The organism is Eisenbergiella sp. OF01-20 (assembly GCF_003478085.1).
GTDB lineage: Bacteria > Bacillota > Clostridia > Lachnospirales > Lachnospiraceae > Eisenbergiella.
In genome coordinates this window covers 77011-91320 of record NZ_QUES01000016.1, presented here as the reverse complement: position 1 = coordinate 91320, position 14310 = coordinate 77011, and the positions used below count along the sequence as shown (strand labels likewise).

General features: G+C 47.6%; 10 protein-coding genes. 3 read left to right on the top strand and 7 right to left on the bottom strand.

Translation table 11 applies throughout. From position 1 onward, the window contains the following. Nucleotides 1-12: 12 nt before the first annotated feature. Nucleotides 13-252, top strand: a complete 240-nt coding sequence (locus DXA36_RS18285) for a hypothetical protein (protein WP_118680923.1) — start codon at nucleotides 13-15, stop codon at nucleotides 250-252. Nucleotides 253-355: 103 nt separating this feature from the next. On the opposite strand, the gene DXA36_RS18280 is transcribed toward DXA36_RS18285, so the two are convergent. The 5 genes from DXA36_RS18280 to DXA36_RS18260 form a co-directional block, all read right to left on the bottom strand. Further along, nucleotides 356-7072 (bottom strand): hypothetical protein, encoded by a 6717-nt coding sequence (locus tag DXA36_RS18280; RefSeq protein ID WP_118680922.1) that lies wholly within the window; start codon nucleotides 7070-7072, stop codon nucleotides 356-358. A gap of 66 nt (nucleotides 7073-7138) precedes the next feature. Continuing rightward, a complete protein-coding gene (locus DXA36_RS18275) occupies nucleotides 7139-7891 on the bottom strand; it encodes a hypothetical protein (RefSeq protein ID WP_118680921.1) in 753 nt (250 codons plus the stop codon). Between the two features lie 16 nt (nucleotides 7892-7907). Continuing rightward, nucleotides 7908-8483, bottom strand: a complete 576-nt coding sequence (locus DXA36_RS18270; protein WP_147366615.1) for a hypothetical protein — start codon at nucleotides 8481-8483, stop codon at nucleotides 7908-7910. Then, on the bottom strand, nucleotides 8480-8986 hold the full coding sequence (locus DXA36_RS18265; protein WP_118680919.1) for a signal peptidase I: 507 nt from the start codon (nucleotides 8984-8986) through the stop codon (nucleotides 8480-8482). The genes DXA36_RS18270 and DXA36_RS18265 overlap by 4 nt, the downstream gene beginning before the upstream one ends. Nucleotides 8987-8989: 3 nt before the next feature. After that, on the bottom strand, nucleotides 8990-10630 hold the full coding sequence (locus DXA36_RS18260) for a hypothetical protein (protein ID WP_118680918.1): 1641 nt from the start codon (nucleotides 10628-10630) through the stop codon (nucleotides 8990-8992). Nucleotides 10631-10643: 13 nt separating this feature from the next. On the opposite strand from DXA36_RS18260, the gene DXA36_RS33875 reads away from it, so the two are divergent. Continuing rightward, nucleotides 10644-10766 (top strand): hypothetical protein, encoded by a 123-nt coding sequence (locus DXA36_RS33875; RefSeq protein ID WP_279221551.1) that lies wholly within the window; start codon nucleotides 10644-10646, stop codon nucleotides 10764-10766. Here DXA36_RS33875 and DXA36_RS18255 read toward each other — a convergent pair. Further along, the gene (locus tag DXA36_RS18255; RefSeq protein WP_118680917.1) at nucleotides 10763-11425 is read right to left on the bottom strand and encodes a hypothetical protein; all 663 of its coding nucleotides are present in this window, start codon (nucleotides 11423-11425) and stop codon (nucleotides 10763-10765) included. The two genes, DXA36_RS33875 and DXA36_RS18255, sit on opposite strands and share 4 nt — an antisense overlap. A 165-nt stretch (nucleotides 11426-11590) precedes the next feature. Further along, complete coding sequence (locus DXA36_RS18250) at nucleotides 11591-12217, bottom strand: signal peptidase I (protein ID WP_118680916.1); 627 nt, start codon at nucleotides 12215-12217, stop codon at nucleotides 11591-11593. 531 nt (nucleotides 12218-12748) lie between these two features. Here DXA36_RS18250 and DXA36_RS18245 point away from each other — a divergent pair. Next, a complete protein-coding gene (locus tag DXA36_RS18245) occupies nucleotides 12749-14251 on the top strand; it encodes a hypothetical protein (protein ID WP_118680915.1) in 1503 nt (500 codons plus the stop codon). The last annotated feature ends 59 nt before the right edge of the window (nucleotides 14252-14310 follow it).

Here is a 14310-nt window from a genome sequence, read left to right as displayed (position 1 = left end):
GGAGATAAAATCATGGATAAAAAGAAAAAAACACCGAAACAAATTGCCGCGCTGATTTGCGTGGGACTGCTGGTACTGCTGTACTTGTCCACTCTTGTGGTCGCCTGCCTGAATTTCCCCGGTGCGGACCGGCTGTTTCAGGCATGTCTGGTGGCAACGGTAGGCCTTCCTATCCTTTTGTGGATCTATATCTGGCTGTACGGAAAAGTAAAGGACAGATATCAGGAAAAGGATTCGGACGGAAAGAAATAAGAAACCAAAAGGAAAGTACCCTGTTTGTCTGACACGGAAGAAGAAAACGTGTCTGGCGGGCAGGGTACTTTAGTTTGAGTTTGTTTTCCTATCAACGGAAATACTACCGGACAATGAGATTGTATGGGACTTTTTGATCCCCGAATATAAAATAGAGACGATAGGTCCCGGCTGTGATGTTTTCCGGAACGGTAACCGTTATTGTCTGCGTGCCTTTTTCATCCGTAATGTCCGTATTTCCTTCCACGGGCCAGTCTTCCGCATTATTGTAATCCCCTTTTTCTTTTTTTAGAGTGCTTACATTGATTTTCTGCGGACTGCTGTCCGTATTCTGTAAGGAATAGGATGCTGTAAAGGTAATTATCTGCTGTGCCGCTACCACCCGATCGGCAGTTTCCTCCAGTTCGATGGTAAGTCCATAAGAAGGGTTTTCCTTGACTGTGTAGGAAACGGTCTCTGTTTTTTTGATTGTTGTCCCCACATTTGGCCCTACAGGAAATATCTCTGCGGACAGTTCATGAGGACCTGGTATCATACCGGCTGAATTTACAGTATTCATTGTTATGGTATGGGGATCCGTATCGTTCAGAGGTATGTAAACCTTATTTCCGCTTGGGTAATAATCCGCATTCCCATACCGGAACACCGTCCCTTCCGGGAAGTCACTGCCGCTTTCCGGAGACAAAACCACGGCAGCGCCGTTTTGCCACCTGGTATCATAATTGGGCAGGAGATCTAATGTGAAGGTATTCTCTCCTTTGGCATACATGGCGGCATCACTCTCTTTCCAGCCGATACCAGGATCCGAGTTTTGGATAGTAAAATTCACACTTTCTGTATCCGCACCTGTTTCATTACGCAGGCGCAGGTTATATGACCCGGCGGAGAGCGGATTGGCAGCAGCTCCGAAATCCACAACAAAAGTTAATTTTATATCTTTCGTTATATTACTTGACAGCTTATCCTCCCCCCACATTTTATAAAAATCACTTAAAATCAGCCTGTTATCCCCCTCCTTTTCCAATACCTCATAGCTGTAGAATTCCTTCATTCCAAGCAAAGTCAGCCTCGTCCCCACCGGCAGCGCAATCATTTCGTTGTTGTCCTGCCTTCGCAGTTCCAGCCATAATCCATTGGACGTGGTCTCCTCCCCCAATTCGATAACTGCGGTCAAAGCGCTTTTGGGGGAAAGAATCACCGGATCCGCATTCCCGGTTTTTGCAGACCAGTTATATGCTCTGCCGGACGCGGCCTCAATGGATCTAACGATAGAAGCCTTCCAGTGTATATTGAGAGTGATTTCTGCCTTCCCTTTATCATCCTCCAGGATAAGAACAATCTTATCCGCTTCTTCCTTTGACGTAAAAGCAGGATTATTGCTCAGTTTGAATTCAATAACAGCCTGATAGCGGCTGTCCGTGGTACCGATTGCTCTATTGCCGCTTTGGTAGGAAGCCAGATCGAATGCTTCCTGCAAAAGTCCCGACGAATTCCAGCCCTGAGACTTTACCGGCTGCATGGTAATGGAAAATTCCCCTGCCTGAAGCTTACTGTTATTCCCGGCAGCTACAAGGGGTGAACTTCCCTTTTCCACCCCACTCAAACGTAAACTCCGACTGTCCCCTGAAGGTATTACCAAACTCCCCGTATAACTGCCGCTCTGTGTGGCATAAAGATCCACTGTCTGATCTGCAAGGCCGCTCGCTTTTGTTATGATTTCCACATACATGGTAATTTTAGCCCCGTCCCCGGAAGGCGTCAGTTCAATCTCCAGCATTCCCAAGCTTTTTCTGCTTGTTATCCCTTCATTCCAATACGTAAGATAGAAATCAATGTGAGGCGTCCCTCCGCCTGTAGCGGCTGCCGTAGTTTTTTCTATAATAGTGTTCTTATCCTTGTCATTTGCGGATGCGTTGGATATTACTTTTCCTTTTGCATTTTCTGCATCTGTAAATCCGGACCCAACCCGCATGATAAGTCCAAAGGTCGTTAAAGGGGTTTCTTTTATCCTCTTTTTTTCAGCATCTATTATTTTTTTTGCCTCTTCCGTATCCATTGTCAGTTCCGGATCGTTATTAATTCCTGAAGTTATCCAGCTGCCATCAGCCCCCGCTCTAACCGCATCTGTCAATACCAGATTGCTTCCGGTAGGAATCATGACATTCGTAATTTTATAAGAAGAGCCTTCTGCCGCAGGCGGAAGTTCCACACTTCCCTTTGCCACGGCATACCCTTCACTGTCAAGATTACCGCTGTCCTTCTGTAAAGTCTGTGCGGTCAGTACTGCATGGCGGGCTGCCACCGCTTGCTTTCCGTTTACGTGCCAATACCGATATTCTTTCGTTACATTTTCATAGGCGAGTGCTTTTCTCTCCTTGTCTGCGAATCCTCCATCGGCATTATTTTGACTCTCCGTTTTTATCCTTGCATACGCGTAGGCGTCTGCGGTTTCCCCGGCAAACATATAAGCGTAACCGGAAACCGCTCCATACACTTCCTCGTCCGCTCCTGCCTTGGTACAGGATACCCTGAATACCGTACCGGTATCAAAAAGAATGGTGTTGGGAGTCCCCTTAAGACTGTTCAATGTAACAGGGATGCCCCCCTCATCTATACTTTGAAAATTAGCCGTCTCGATTACCGCCGAATCCAGAAGGAGCGTACTGCCTGCCTGCAGAACCAGGCTGTTTTCCCCTTCAGACACGCCTTCGCCGGCACCATGATCACCGATACGATTCAGGGAATACAGTGTGGTCTGATTAGGATTTGCCACATCCGATTTTCCTGTCAGCTGTACATGGGAATTATTCAGTACCACCCGGTCTGCCCTCTGAATTGCTTCCAGCGTACGTGTTACACCGGCTGCCATCCCATCATCGTCCCTGACGGCTGTTCCGTAATTCTTCAGCGTTACAAGACGGGTGGAACCTGCATCACAAGAGGCCCCGCTGCCAAATACACCGCCGGAAATTCCCATCTCCGGCCCCTCTTGCGCTCCTCCGGTATTGTATCCCGTTCCGTCAATATACACATGTGAAGTACCCTTTACGGTTATTGTTGTGTAATCAATGGTATCACCGCCTCCGTAATCCCCTCCTGCATAAACAGAACCATCCACCTTTAATACGGAGGCTTTCATTTCAGGCTTCTCATTCGAATGCGTCTGGTAATATTTGCAATCCTCCGGCGCATGCAATCCTATATGCAGATGCGTGGATCCATTTACCGTCCCTCTGTAGCCGCCTCCGAAAACATTGCCGCTCACCGTGCCCCCGGCCAGATTGACAAATATCAGGTCCAGGGGCTCCCCCTCTTCCGGACCATCATCACTCAGCTCACTGCCGCCATAAAGGTTGCCCTTTATCCATCCTCCGGACATATTAATAGCAGATCCCCCATAGACCAGCTTTTGCCCCGTTACTCCCAGCGCGCCGCCATAAACGGAACCTTCTACGATACCGCCGCCGATTTCCACGACAGCTCTGCCTTTTACAAGCCCGTTTTTACCGCCGCCGTACAGATTCCCTTTTATACAGCCATTTTCCGACAGGGATATATAGGTATTCCCTTCCATCCCGGCATTCTCACCGCCCCCGTATACGTTGCCCGCTATCGTTGCATTTCCCTTAACAAATAGCTTAACAACAGAGGTACTCTCAACACGGGCGCAGGCCGCATATCCTTCTTTATCTATTCCTTTTCCGCCGCCATAAACACTGTCCTTGACTTTAGCGTTTCCCTCAAGTGTTATGGTAACGTTTCCATCCAGGTAGGCATTTTCTGTGGTATCATACGTATAACCATCTTTATAAAATCCTTCTCCGCTGGCATAAATATTCGTAACAGCAGCGTCTCCTCCTAACAAAATCTCGACATCTCCTGTCAGGCTTCCAAATGTGGATGGTTTTACCTTATGATCAGCAGCGCTTGTTACTGCAGCATCCCCTCCTTTGCCGGCTGCAAAAATATTGGTTACCGTACCGCCCTGCATATTGATATGGATAGAAGAGGAATTCACAGAATCAGGACTTATCACATAGGCTGCGGATCCGGCACCGTAAATATTATCTACCTTTCCATTTTTCATATTAATTGTTATTGAACCTGAATAGGTTGGAATACTCTGGCCGCGCCCTGATCCGGCTGCATAAAGATCTTTTACCGTTCCTCCGCTAATATTAATTTCTGTTTTTCCGGAAAATGCAGCCTCCTGATTCCCAAATCCCTGATTTCCTCCAACCAGAGTTGTTACATTACCATCTTCCACATTAATTTTCACATTACCATTTTCTATTCCTCCATTGGCGCAGCCGGCTATAATAGTAACTACATTTGCCGTTCCTCCTACTGTAATACAGGCTTGTTTATTTTCAACATCAATGGTTTTTCCAGTACTTCTTACATATCCGACAATTCTCTCAATGTGTCCACTATAAACTGCTATCTTTCCAACCTTTTCACCTAACTCATTCCGACCGGCACCGTACAGATAAAAACCTGAGGATGGATTCGTAATTCCACTTCCTATCGTGATATCATATCCATTCCCATAAATATGTCGTAATTTTTCCACCTTAAGGTTCTCAAGATAAAGGGCCCCATTCAATGTAATACCCTGATCATTACTACTATCCGGCCATCCAGCCAATGTTACAGGCTCACCCTCTATCCCGGAAATAGTAACTGGAATTTCGATAGAAAAATTATTATTCTCCTTTTCCTCCAGAAGGTAATCACTAACCAGAATGATTTTATTCGTTTCTACGCTCTTCCCTTCAGATGCCTTAAGTAATTCGGATGCTTTTCCCAATGTCTTAACAGCTTTATCTTTCGAAAGCCCGTCATTTTGCGTATCATCGCCTGCTTCCTGATCCACATAAATAATATTACATTCCGCCGCCGCGTCCACTGGTTCCGAATATAACGTTACCTCGCCCTTTTCCGTCCGTGCACGCATAAGCCTGACTGCTTTTACCTGACACCTAAGCTGCTGTCTGCTCCCTTTGGGAAGCAGACCTCTCCGGTATTCCTTTTCCCTTGCGCCATCAATATCCGTCCATATTACCGAATCCGTGTCTCCCGGATCCGCAGCCTGCCATTGAAAGGAAAGCGAATAACCTTCCGGTGTGCTCACAGGCTCGCCGGTACTGTCATCAATCAATGTATAAAGCACGGATTTTTCTTTGATTTCTTTCTTTATCCCCAGCTGATACTTGTTTGTACTCTCCCAAACAGAATAAAGGAAAAGCTGTTCCTGTCCCTTCGTATCAAAGGATTCGCCGGCTGCCAGAATAGAAGCGGTTTCCCCGGATAAATCTTCGGTCCATCCCGAGAAGGTATAGGAGAAAAAAGGATCTTCTTCATATGCGGCACTGATTTCCTGCGGACAATCAGGCAGTTGGATCCGGCCATTTAATGACGGAAGTTCCAACGCTATCCGGTCATCAAGCGTCACTTGTATGGAACCGGCTGCTAACTGGTAACCGGCTGCCAAAGCTGCCTCGAGAAATGTCGTATTCTCGTCAGAGCAGATTACGCTTCCTGATTGTCCCGGATAAAAGAGCGTATCCGGATGTTCCATTTCCTGACGTGTCAGGCAGATACTGGTATTTTGTTTCTTTTCCGTGCTGTTTCCGGCCGGTTCTTCTGTTTTCCTTTCCGGTATTGCCGGGTTTTCCGTATGACTGTCGTGTTGTTCCCCGGCCTGCTCCGTATCCTTTCCGCCTGCTGCCAAAGAAGGCGTTGTTTCTTCACTAACCGCCGAATCCGCAGCCGTATCTTCGTTTTTATCACTCTCCGCTGCTGTGGATTCCGGGGTACATTCTGCGATGAAAGCGGATGCAATTACAGAGTTTTTTTTCCTCGCTGCCGGAGACAGCGATACTGTTCTTCCGACAGACATAATATTTAAAACTGCTTCATGGGCTTCCTGCTCTTTTGGTTCTTCCGGGCTTTCCGTTTTTGCTTCCGTTTTAATCGGCCCGTCCGTTTCCATTTTCTTTTGCTCATCCGCTTCTTTTTGTTGCTGTGTATCTTTCTGCTCCTGCGTTTCTTTCTTTTCCTGTGTTTCTTTCTCTCCCTGTGTTTCTTTCTCTCCCTGTGTTTCTTTCTCTCCCTGTGTTTCTTTCTGCTCCTGCGTTTCTTTCTGCTCCTGTGTTTCTTTCTGCTCCTGTGTTTCTTCCGCTCCCTCCGTCTGTATCTGGCTGTCCCGGGTAGCGTCCGTCTCTTTTCCCTCTTCTGCTTCCGTATCCGGTTTGGCTGCTGTTCCGAAAACATCCTCCGTTTCCGTTGTTTCCTGACTGCTTTCTTCCGTAATCGTATCTGTCTCCGTTTCTGTTTCCGTATTCTCAGAATATACGATTTCCTTTTCCAAAAAAAGATTTCTTATAACTGTATACCGGGGCGCTTCTTCCCGATTGTCTCCGGAAAAAGCATAGTCGCCGAAGCCGATAATGCTTTCAGGAAGTACCAGTTCTCCTTCCAGCCCACCCAATCCGTAAAAAGCATAGGATCCTATATATGTAATTCCGTCTTCAATAACCAGTGAGTGGATTTCCCCGCTGTAATCAGAAAAGGGGGCTGTATCCGCACGGAAATCGTCCATGGCTCCTGTCCCGGAAATAGTGAGCGTACCATTCTTTAAGGTACCCTTTATCTTTTCCCCTACCCGGACGGTAACGGAATCACTGCCTGCTGCATAGGTGATCATATCCTTACCATTCATCTGACAAAACAGCATGGAGAGGACCAGCAAAACCGCAAGGACACGCTGCCTCCAACTCTCTTTTTTTCCTGATTTTTTCTGTCTTTTTGTCCTCATGGCCGTTCCTCCATTCCCATACATTACCACTGCTTTTCTGTTAAGATATACAACCGTCTTATAGTTCTAAGAACCATTTCCAATGTTAATTTCATCTGCAAAAGGAATAAAAGATTTGCTTAAATTCATCCCACTATCCTTTTTCAATAATACTATAGAATAAACCTCATGACCGGAGGACTGAAAACGATAGTCCTCTCCTTCTTTTTCCACCCTGTCATTCGTATTATCGGGTATCACTCCTTCCGGCAAAGACAATTTCACGGTTTTCGCATCATCTGTGCAGTTCATCGTAAGCACTGCCGCTATATTTCCTTCTGCATCCTCTATGGAATATTGATTGCCTAATGCTAAGGTAAAGGCGGCCGAAAGAGTCATGGCATACGGTTTTGTTGTCGTGACGGTAACCTCTACCGTCCCCTCCGCATCTTTGGCAGGAATGACAGTGATTGGGGAAGATCCTGCAATCCCGCCTTTTATTGTGCCTTCCGTTTTATCTGCCGCACCGTTCGTAACTTTAACGGTATACGCTATCTCGGCGGAAGTAACTCTCTGCGAATCCGCAGAATTATATAACATAATCTGAAATCTGGCATTCTGCGGATCTATATAATAAACAGGTCCATCCCCCGTCGTCTCCCTGAGCAGATCACTGGTAAAATAAAATTCCGATGCTTCGGCAACTGTCATTTCTTTCTTCTGCAATACATAACGGGCCGCAGTATATCCGGCAAACACAAGGACTATGATTTCTGTCAATACCAGCAGGATCAATATCCCCGGTAACCTTTTCTTCTTTCTTCTATCTCTTTTTTTCATCCTTCCCCCTCACCCGTCAGTCCGTTTTTGCTTCCGCCTGTTTTGCATCAACTGTTAAGGTTATCAGATCAATTTCATCCGCGTAGCTTCCCTGGTTTTCCGTTTCGGGCCAGGTCACAATCAGTTCATATGTATGTTCTGTTTGCACACTATGGGGAAGATATCCGCCATTCCAGATTACCTGGAAAGATTCTTCCGCGCTGTGTTCCACATCTACATATGATCCAGTGTCCGGGTTATCTTGTGCCACGTTGTCTGCCAACAACTGATATTTCAAAGGAAGATTTCCTGTTGTAGTCATGGTTATGGAATACTCCTGTGCCACTTCACTGACCTTCCGCTCTCCATTCCCACTATAATTATTGACTGTAAATATAATCCTTTTTTCCTCTCCCGGTTTCATACTTTTCAGTACACTGGTCAAATCAATTTGTGAATTCACGGCCACTGCTACCGCTGCCGCCTGAGCCGAACCGGTACCAATACCGGTTGTTTGGAAACGGGCGTTTGTTGTGCCAAATACCAGCAAACAGGCAAAAAGTACACAGAGCAGGTAACAAGCTGCCCGCCGCATAGACAATTGTCCTTTCATCCGCACGCTCCTTTCTCCCCGGTTTTCTTTTGATCCGTTAGCAGCCAAACTGCTGCTCCCGCCAAAAAAACTATAGCTATAACCAATGGTGACCGGACAGCGAGCAACAGCTTTCCGGCCTTCGGGATAATGCCTACCACCTTTCCCAGCACCTGTTCTGCCGGCACCGGGTTTATATCCCGTATCGTATTGGCATCTCCTTTTGTATCATATCCGCCCTCTTCCAATGCCATAATTCGATGGGTAGTCAAAAAACCATCCTCCGAAAATGTGATAATATCCCCTTCCCCATAGTCTGTCTGACGGCTGATCACAAGTAAATCCCCGGCTGATATGGCAGGTTCCATGCTTCCTGAAAGAACGGCAAGATAAGAATACCCAAACAGTACGGGCAGCTCCCGGCCGGAAAAAACAGACACCGCGAGCTGTAAAAGGACCAAAACCATAAATAAAATAAGGGAAAGTACTCCTGCAGCCCTACCTATTTTCCCGTATTTCTTCATTGGTCAGCCTCCTCCCTCCGCATGAATACGCAAATCCAGCGTATATGTGCCTCCCTGCTTTCCGGCTGCGGTATCCGCCGCATCGTTTCCGCTTTCAAAGGGCCATACCCAATCCAGCTGGTAAACGGCTTCCTCTCCTTTTTCCAGTGCCGTATTCAGGGTAAGTATCTTCCCCTCGGTTAAGGAACCCGACTTCGCGTTTCCTCCCTGATCCCGCCGTTTCAGTGTGAACTGCAGGGGCAGATAGGAGGAAGCCGCATTTTCTTTCAGGTATAATGTAACCGTCAGCTTTTCTTCTCTGGTATTTTTCAGCCGGAATAGATAAAAGCCGCTGGATCCTGGTGCGATTCTCCCGCTTCGCCCGGTCTGAGGATTATAGAAAAGATCAATGATACTGTTCTGTTCCCAGGATACATAGCTGCCGTCTTTCTGTGCCCCCTCTACATACAGGCTCCCTTTATCGGTATTGTCAGGAATACCTCCGCCCCCGTCATCACTGTTTTCCTGGCCCCCGCTGTTCCCGCCTTCTGCGCTCTCTCCAAAAGAGCCGGGATTTGCAGAAGCGCCGGGTACCGCAGCACTTTCCTTTCCGTCTGCCTCGTTGCCTTCCGGTCCGGCAGCGTCAGCAGGTGTATTTGGTATTGTCGGTGCGTCTGGTTCACCGGCTGCGGGAGGTATTACCGGCTGCGTTATCACATCCGATCCGTTTGAAGCGGCATCGCTCCGCTCTCCGCTTCCCCCGATAGGAGTTACCGTACCATTTCCTATAACCACCCCGCTTTGTCCCGGCATTTCTGTCTCACCGTCGGGCGATATAATAACACCGCCCGGACGGATTTGTGTACCGTCCGGCAGCGTTACCGTCCCATCCGCGGATACCTCAATGTCCCCTGCCGAAAGCTGCTGATCCGTTCGGACCGTATCATCGGCAAGAATAATATAGGTGGTATCATTCTCCTCCCCTCCGGGCAAGACCACCTTCCCGTCCGGCAGATATACATTACCTCCGGGTGTAACAACAACTCCATCCCGGATGGAAGCCGTACCTGCAGGTGTCGTTACCATACCGTCCCTGTTTGCATACGAAATTCGTTCCGGGTCAATAAAAAGGGTATGATTATCCAGTTCTATTTCAATCTCCAGTATTCTTACATCAATGGAAAGCTCGATTAGGTATCCGCCTCCGGTTTTCATATCCACGGATACGGCTGTCTTAGTACTGCCGTCACGCACGATTTCAATTTCCTTGTGGGCAGCAGCCGTACCGTCACTATTCATCACATAAATGGTATGCTCCCCTTCCGGCACACCGGAAAACAGGAACCCTCCATCGGAATTGGTTACCGTACTCAGCGGATTACTGTGAAGTTCCATACTGCGGGAAGCTGCCGGCATTCCATCGGTGTAGAATACCCTGCCCGTAAGATGTATGGTTTCTTCTGCAGGCGGTAAATCCGGTGACAGCAGAATCGTGTCTATAATCTGACCGAGTGAAGGTGTCCCGGAGCGATTGCCTAATATAAAGCCTGCAATGCCGGAGGTAACCAGCGTTAACAGCATAAGGAGCAGGATCAGCGGCAGGCCGGAATACCTGTCAGCCTCTTGCTTTTCTTTTCGGGAGGTACAATTATGTTGTTTTATCATGGAGATCCTCCTTTTGAAAAACAGATATGTTCAGCCTATGGAAAAAGGGGCGGAATCCGTCCCCTTTGCCGCGGGCTGGACGCCATCGGCAGATCCGCCCCCGGCACAGGAGGGGCGGAAGCATTTTGGTGATTAGGGAGCGGGAGTGGAAACCACCTGTTCAGCGGTGATAGAAATAGTCAGACCGTATGTAGGTGGGGTTCCCGTAGCATAACTACCAATTACGGTATCTGCTTCATCATCCTCAGCTGACTTACCAACATCCCATGTCCACCAAACACGCACTTTTTTAGACTTATCAGACTCCTGCCAACCAATATCCCCCTCAAGGCCTTCTACTATTCCACTCTGTAAATCATCTTCAGATTCTATGTTGAAAGACACCGGCTTATCATCTGCTGTTACTTCGGTTAAAGCAAAATTCATTCTAATCTTCTTATCGTTATTTGCTGGAGTGATTTTTACATCGCTGATTTTAACCATTACCTCACTCTTATTCTCTACAACAATATCAAAGTACCCATAGACTCCCGGAGCAAGCATATCCTTTTTTACACCGCCAGTCACCGGAGCATTCCATCCGGTAGTAAAAAGGTTATCTATCGTTGTCGTCTCGCTTGTGAATTTACTATTATTCCCCATAATATCCACATCAAACTTCGCCACCGTCGCCGACCCTGTTGCCGATACCGTGGTTACATACTTCGCCATAGTCCCGCCTGTCAAACAGGTGGTCACCATGGTCAGCGCCAGTGCCAGGGCGCCAAGACGCGCTGTATTGGATTTTTTCTTCATAGCTATCGTCCTCTCTTTCTGTTTTTCCGGGAACCAGACCTGTCTGCACAGACACGGTTCCCGTGTGCCTGCGGCACTCTATCCCAGGCACACCTTTCTTACCTGGTACTGTACAGCCCATTTTTGCTCTGTGCCCGCGTTCATGGGCGGTGCATACAATTGTTTTTACGGCTCTGCCGATTCCGCATTCTCTTTTTCTGTCTTCAGGGCTGTCAGCTCGGCTTCCAGTTCCGCTCTGCTGAGAGCCTCCTTTTTATCCGACCGATAGCGGATCCCCATATCCCAAAGGAAAAAAAGAACCAGAGGCAAAACAAGAAAAAGGAGCATGCCCGTTGTCGTCTGCATGAACAATAGAACATTGCCAAGGCCTGCTATACGGCCTCCTTTCCATGTTCCCTGTATCTGATCAGCGGTTACACTGATGCGATCCTGCGCGTCATTGGCATCCCCTTTGGTCTGATACCGTAAAAGACCGTCTTCTCCGGTTGATATTGCTATAATGCGGTGGGTGACAGCCGCGCCGGAATCCAGATAGCAAATCACATCCCCTTCCCGGAGCTTTTCCGTCTCCGTGCTGTGGATAAAAATCAAGTCGCCGGCACGGATTACCGGTTCCATGGATCCGGATAATACTATAGCAGGTTTTATTCCCAGAACGCCGGGAAGCGCCTCCGGATTTATGTAGCTGTCGGCAATCAACAGCAGGTTCAGGATAATAACCGGAAGAAACAGCAGGCACAGCAAACCTCCTGTAATGCCTGACAGGGAACGTTTTTTTCTTTTCTGTTTCACTTGTATTACCTCCTAGCCGTATCACATAAAACCGGCGGCAGTTATAAAGCCCGCCGCCGGTTTTATATCATGCTGCGGATCAAGCCGCAGCCGCTATTTATGAATCACCCGGAAAGTTCTTATTGCAGAGGGGAAACTCTCCCTCAGTCTCCCGGCACGAATGATTGTTTTTACGATAGCCGGCAGACACTGCCAGCCGCATAATATTTATCTTGCTTTACTCACAACATACCGGCAATACTTCTGTCTACCGATTTCATAACGTGTTTTTTGCAACAAAAATGACAACTATTCCGCATCTGAATTTCATTTGCAAAATCGTCTTATCTTATTTGTAAAAAAGCATTAATTTGTCCTTGTTATTTATATTTACATCGTTGTAATAATTTATTGTATATATTATACATCTTCACAATAATCCGCAAGTTATCTTTCCAATCTGGCAATGCCACTTTTTTGTCACTAAAAATGACATCCTCTCTTGCCATTTTCCCAATATTGTGTATACTGAAAACAGAGGAGGGATATGACATGCAATTTTACGAAAAACTGATTTTTATGTTGAATCTGACACAAACCACAAACCGGATGCTGGCTCAGGAGCTGCAGGTGGATCCCTCTCTGATCAGCCGCCTTAAAACCGGCACAAGAGGCATCCCTCATAACCGAGATCATATGAAAGCCATGGCCTCTTATTTCGCCAGACGCTGCACTACTGAATATCAACGGCAGGCCCTGTCCGAAATGCTCGGAATCAAGCTTGCGCTGACTATGAAGAAGGAACAGCTATCGGAGATACTCTATCAGTGGCTTTGCGGAGAATCCGATGAGGTGGGCCGTTTCATGCGAACCTTTGAAACCTTAAATGTGGGGGAGATGGATAACAGCCAAACTATTGTTTCCTGCGATTTGAAAACGAATCATATGGCCTATTACGGAAAAGAGGGAAAACGGGCCGCCGCACGGGCTGTCTATCAGCATTTGCTTTCCCTGAAAAACCCCTGTACCATCTTTCTTTTTTCGGATGAGGCAGATGACTGGATTTCAGAAGATTATGAGTTTCACAGCAGCCTGCAGGGCTGGGGCCTCACTCTTCTGCAGCTCGGCTTCAGCTTCCGCCAGATAGCGCCTCCTGCTGCTTCCGTTGATCTGGCATTTGAGTCCCTGATCCGGTGGACTCCTTTGTATATGACAGGACGGGTAGATGCTTATTACTATCCACGGATACGGGATAATGTCCACCGGCGCACCCTTGTGGTGGTTCCCGGCGTATTAGCTATGACCTCCGATTCCGTGGCCGGACAGCAGGAGTGCAGTGCCGCGATTTTAACTACCGACATAAGGCTGACACAAGCCTACAGTATGCAGTTTCAAAATTATCTATCCCTCTGCCGGCCAATGCAGACCATATATAAAGAACCGGAAAAGCTGATGCAATGCTTCATCAAGTTTTTCTCTCTGAACGGCGGACGCATCCAGATGGCCGCTACCTTATCCGCGGACACGGCCCCTCCTGAATTGATGGCCTGCTGCATGGACAAGTTCCAGAACCCGGACTGGAAAAAGCTTGGGCATCTTTTTTTGCAGGAGCCGGGACATATGATGGAAGGTCCGGATCATTCTGCATTTATAGATATTGCCTATCTCGCCAGTGCGAAGGAAGTCCGCAGCGGCAGCGTTCCTATCATCCTGTCTTATTGGGACAAGTACCTTACGCTTTATTACACACCGGAGCTTTATATCCTGCATCTGAAGAATATTCTTCATATCATGGAAGTCTGTGAAACTTACCACTTCATCCCCGTGAATACCAAATTACAGGAAAACGGGGTTCTTTTGGTTAAGGACGTGCAGCAGGCTCTCCTGGTGCGCACAGTTCCGCCGCTTACTGTATTTGAAATATCCCAGCCGGATATCGTGCAGCTTTTCAGAGAACATCTGTTAAAGATTGCAAACCGTATTGGCTATACCGGGGTGAGCCGTTCCAAAATCATGTCACAAATCCGGGAAAGGATACGGGAGCTTCAGGCATGAACCAAAAAAGAGACCGTCCCCTCCGGGGACGCCCTCTTTTTCTGCTCTGCTTTTCCTTA

What these genes read in the sequence shown, in the direction of transcription:
- DXA36_RS18285 (WP_118680923.1), top strand. Translation starts at nt 13, where the DNA reads ATGGATAAAAAGAAAAAAACACCGAAACAAATTGCCGCGCTGATTTGC.
- DXA36_RS18245 (WP_118680915.1), top strand. Translation starts at nt 12,749, where the DNA reads ATGCAATTTTACGAAAAACTGATTTTTATGTTGAATCTGACACAAACC.
- DXA36_RS18265 (WP_118680919.1), bottom strand. Translation starts at nt 8,986, where the DNA reads ATGAAGAAATACGGGAAAATAGGTAGGGCTGCAGGAGTACTTTCCCTT.
- DXA36_RS18270 (WP_147366615.1), bottom strand. Translation starts at nt 8,483, where the DNA reads ATGAAAGGACAATTGTCTATGCGGCGGGCAGCTTGTTACCTGCTCTGT.
- DXA36_RS18280 (WP_118680922.1), bottom strand. Translation starts at nt 7,072, where the DNA reads ATGAGGACAAAAAGACAGAAAAAATCAGGAAAAAAAGAGAGTTGGAGG.
- DXA36_RS18275 (WP_118680921.1), bottom strand. Translation starts at nt 7,891, where the DNA reads ATGAAAAAAAGAGATAGAAGAAAGAAGAAAAGGTTACCGGGGATATTG.
- DXA36_RS18260 (WP_118680918.1), bottom strand. Translation starts at nt 10,630, where the DNA reads ATGATAAAACAACATAATTGTACCTCCCGAAAAGAAAAGCAAGAGGCT.
- DXA36_RS18255 (WP_118680917.1), bottom strand. Translation starts at nt 11,425, where the DNA reads ATGAAGAAAAAATCCAATACAGCGCGTCTTGGCGCCCTGGCACTGGCG.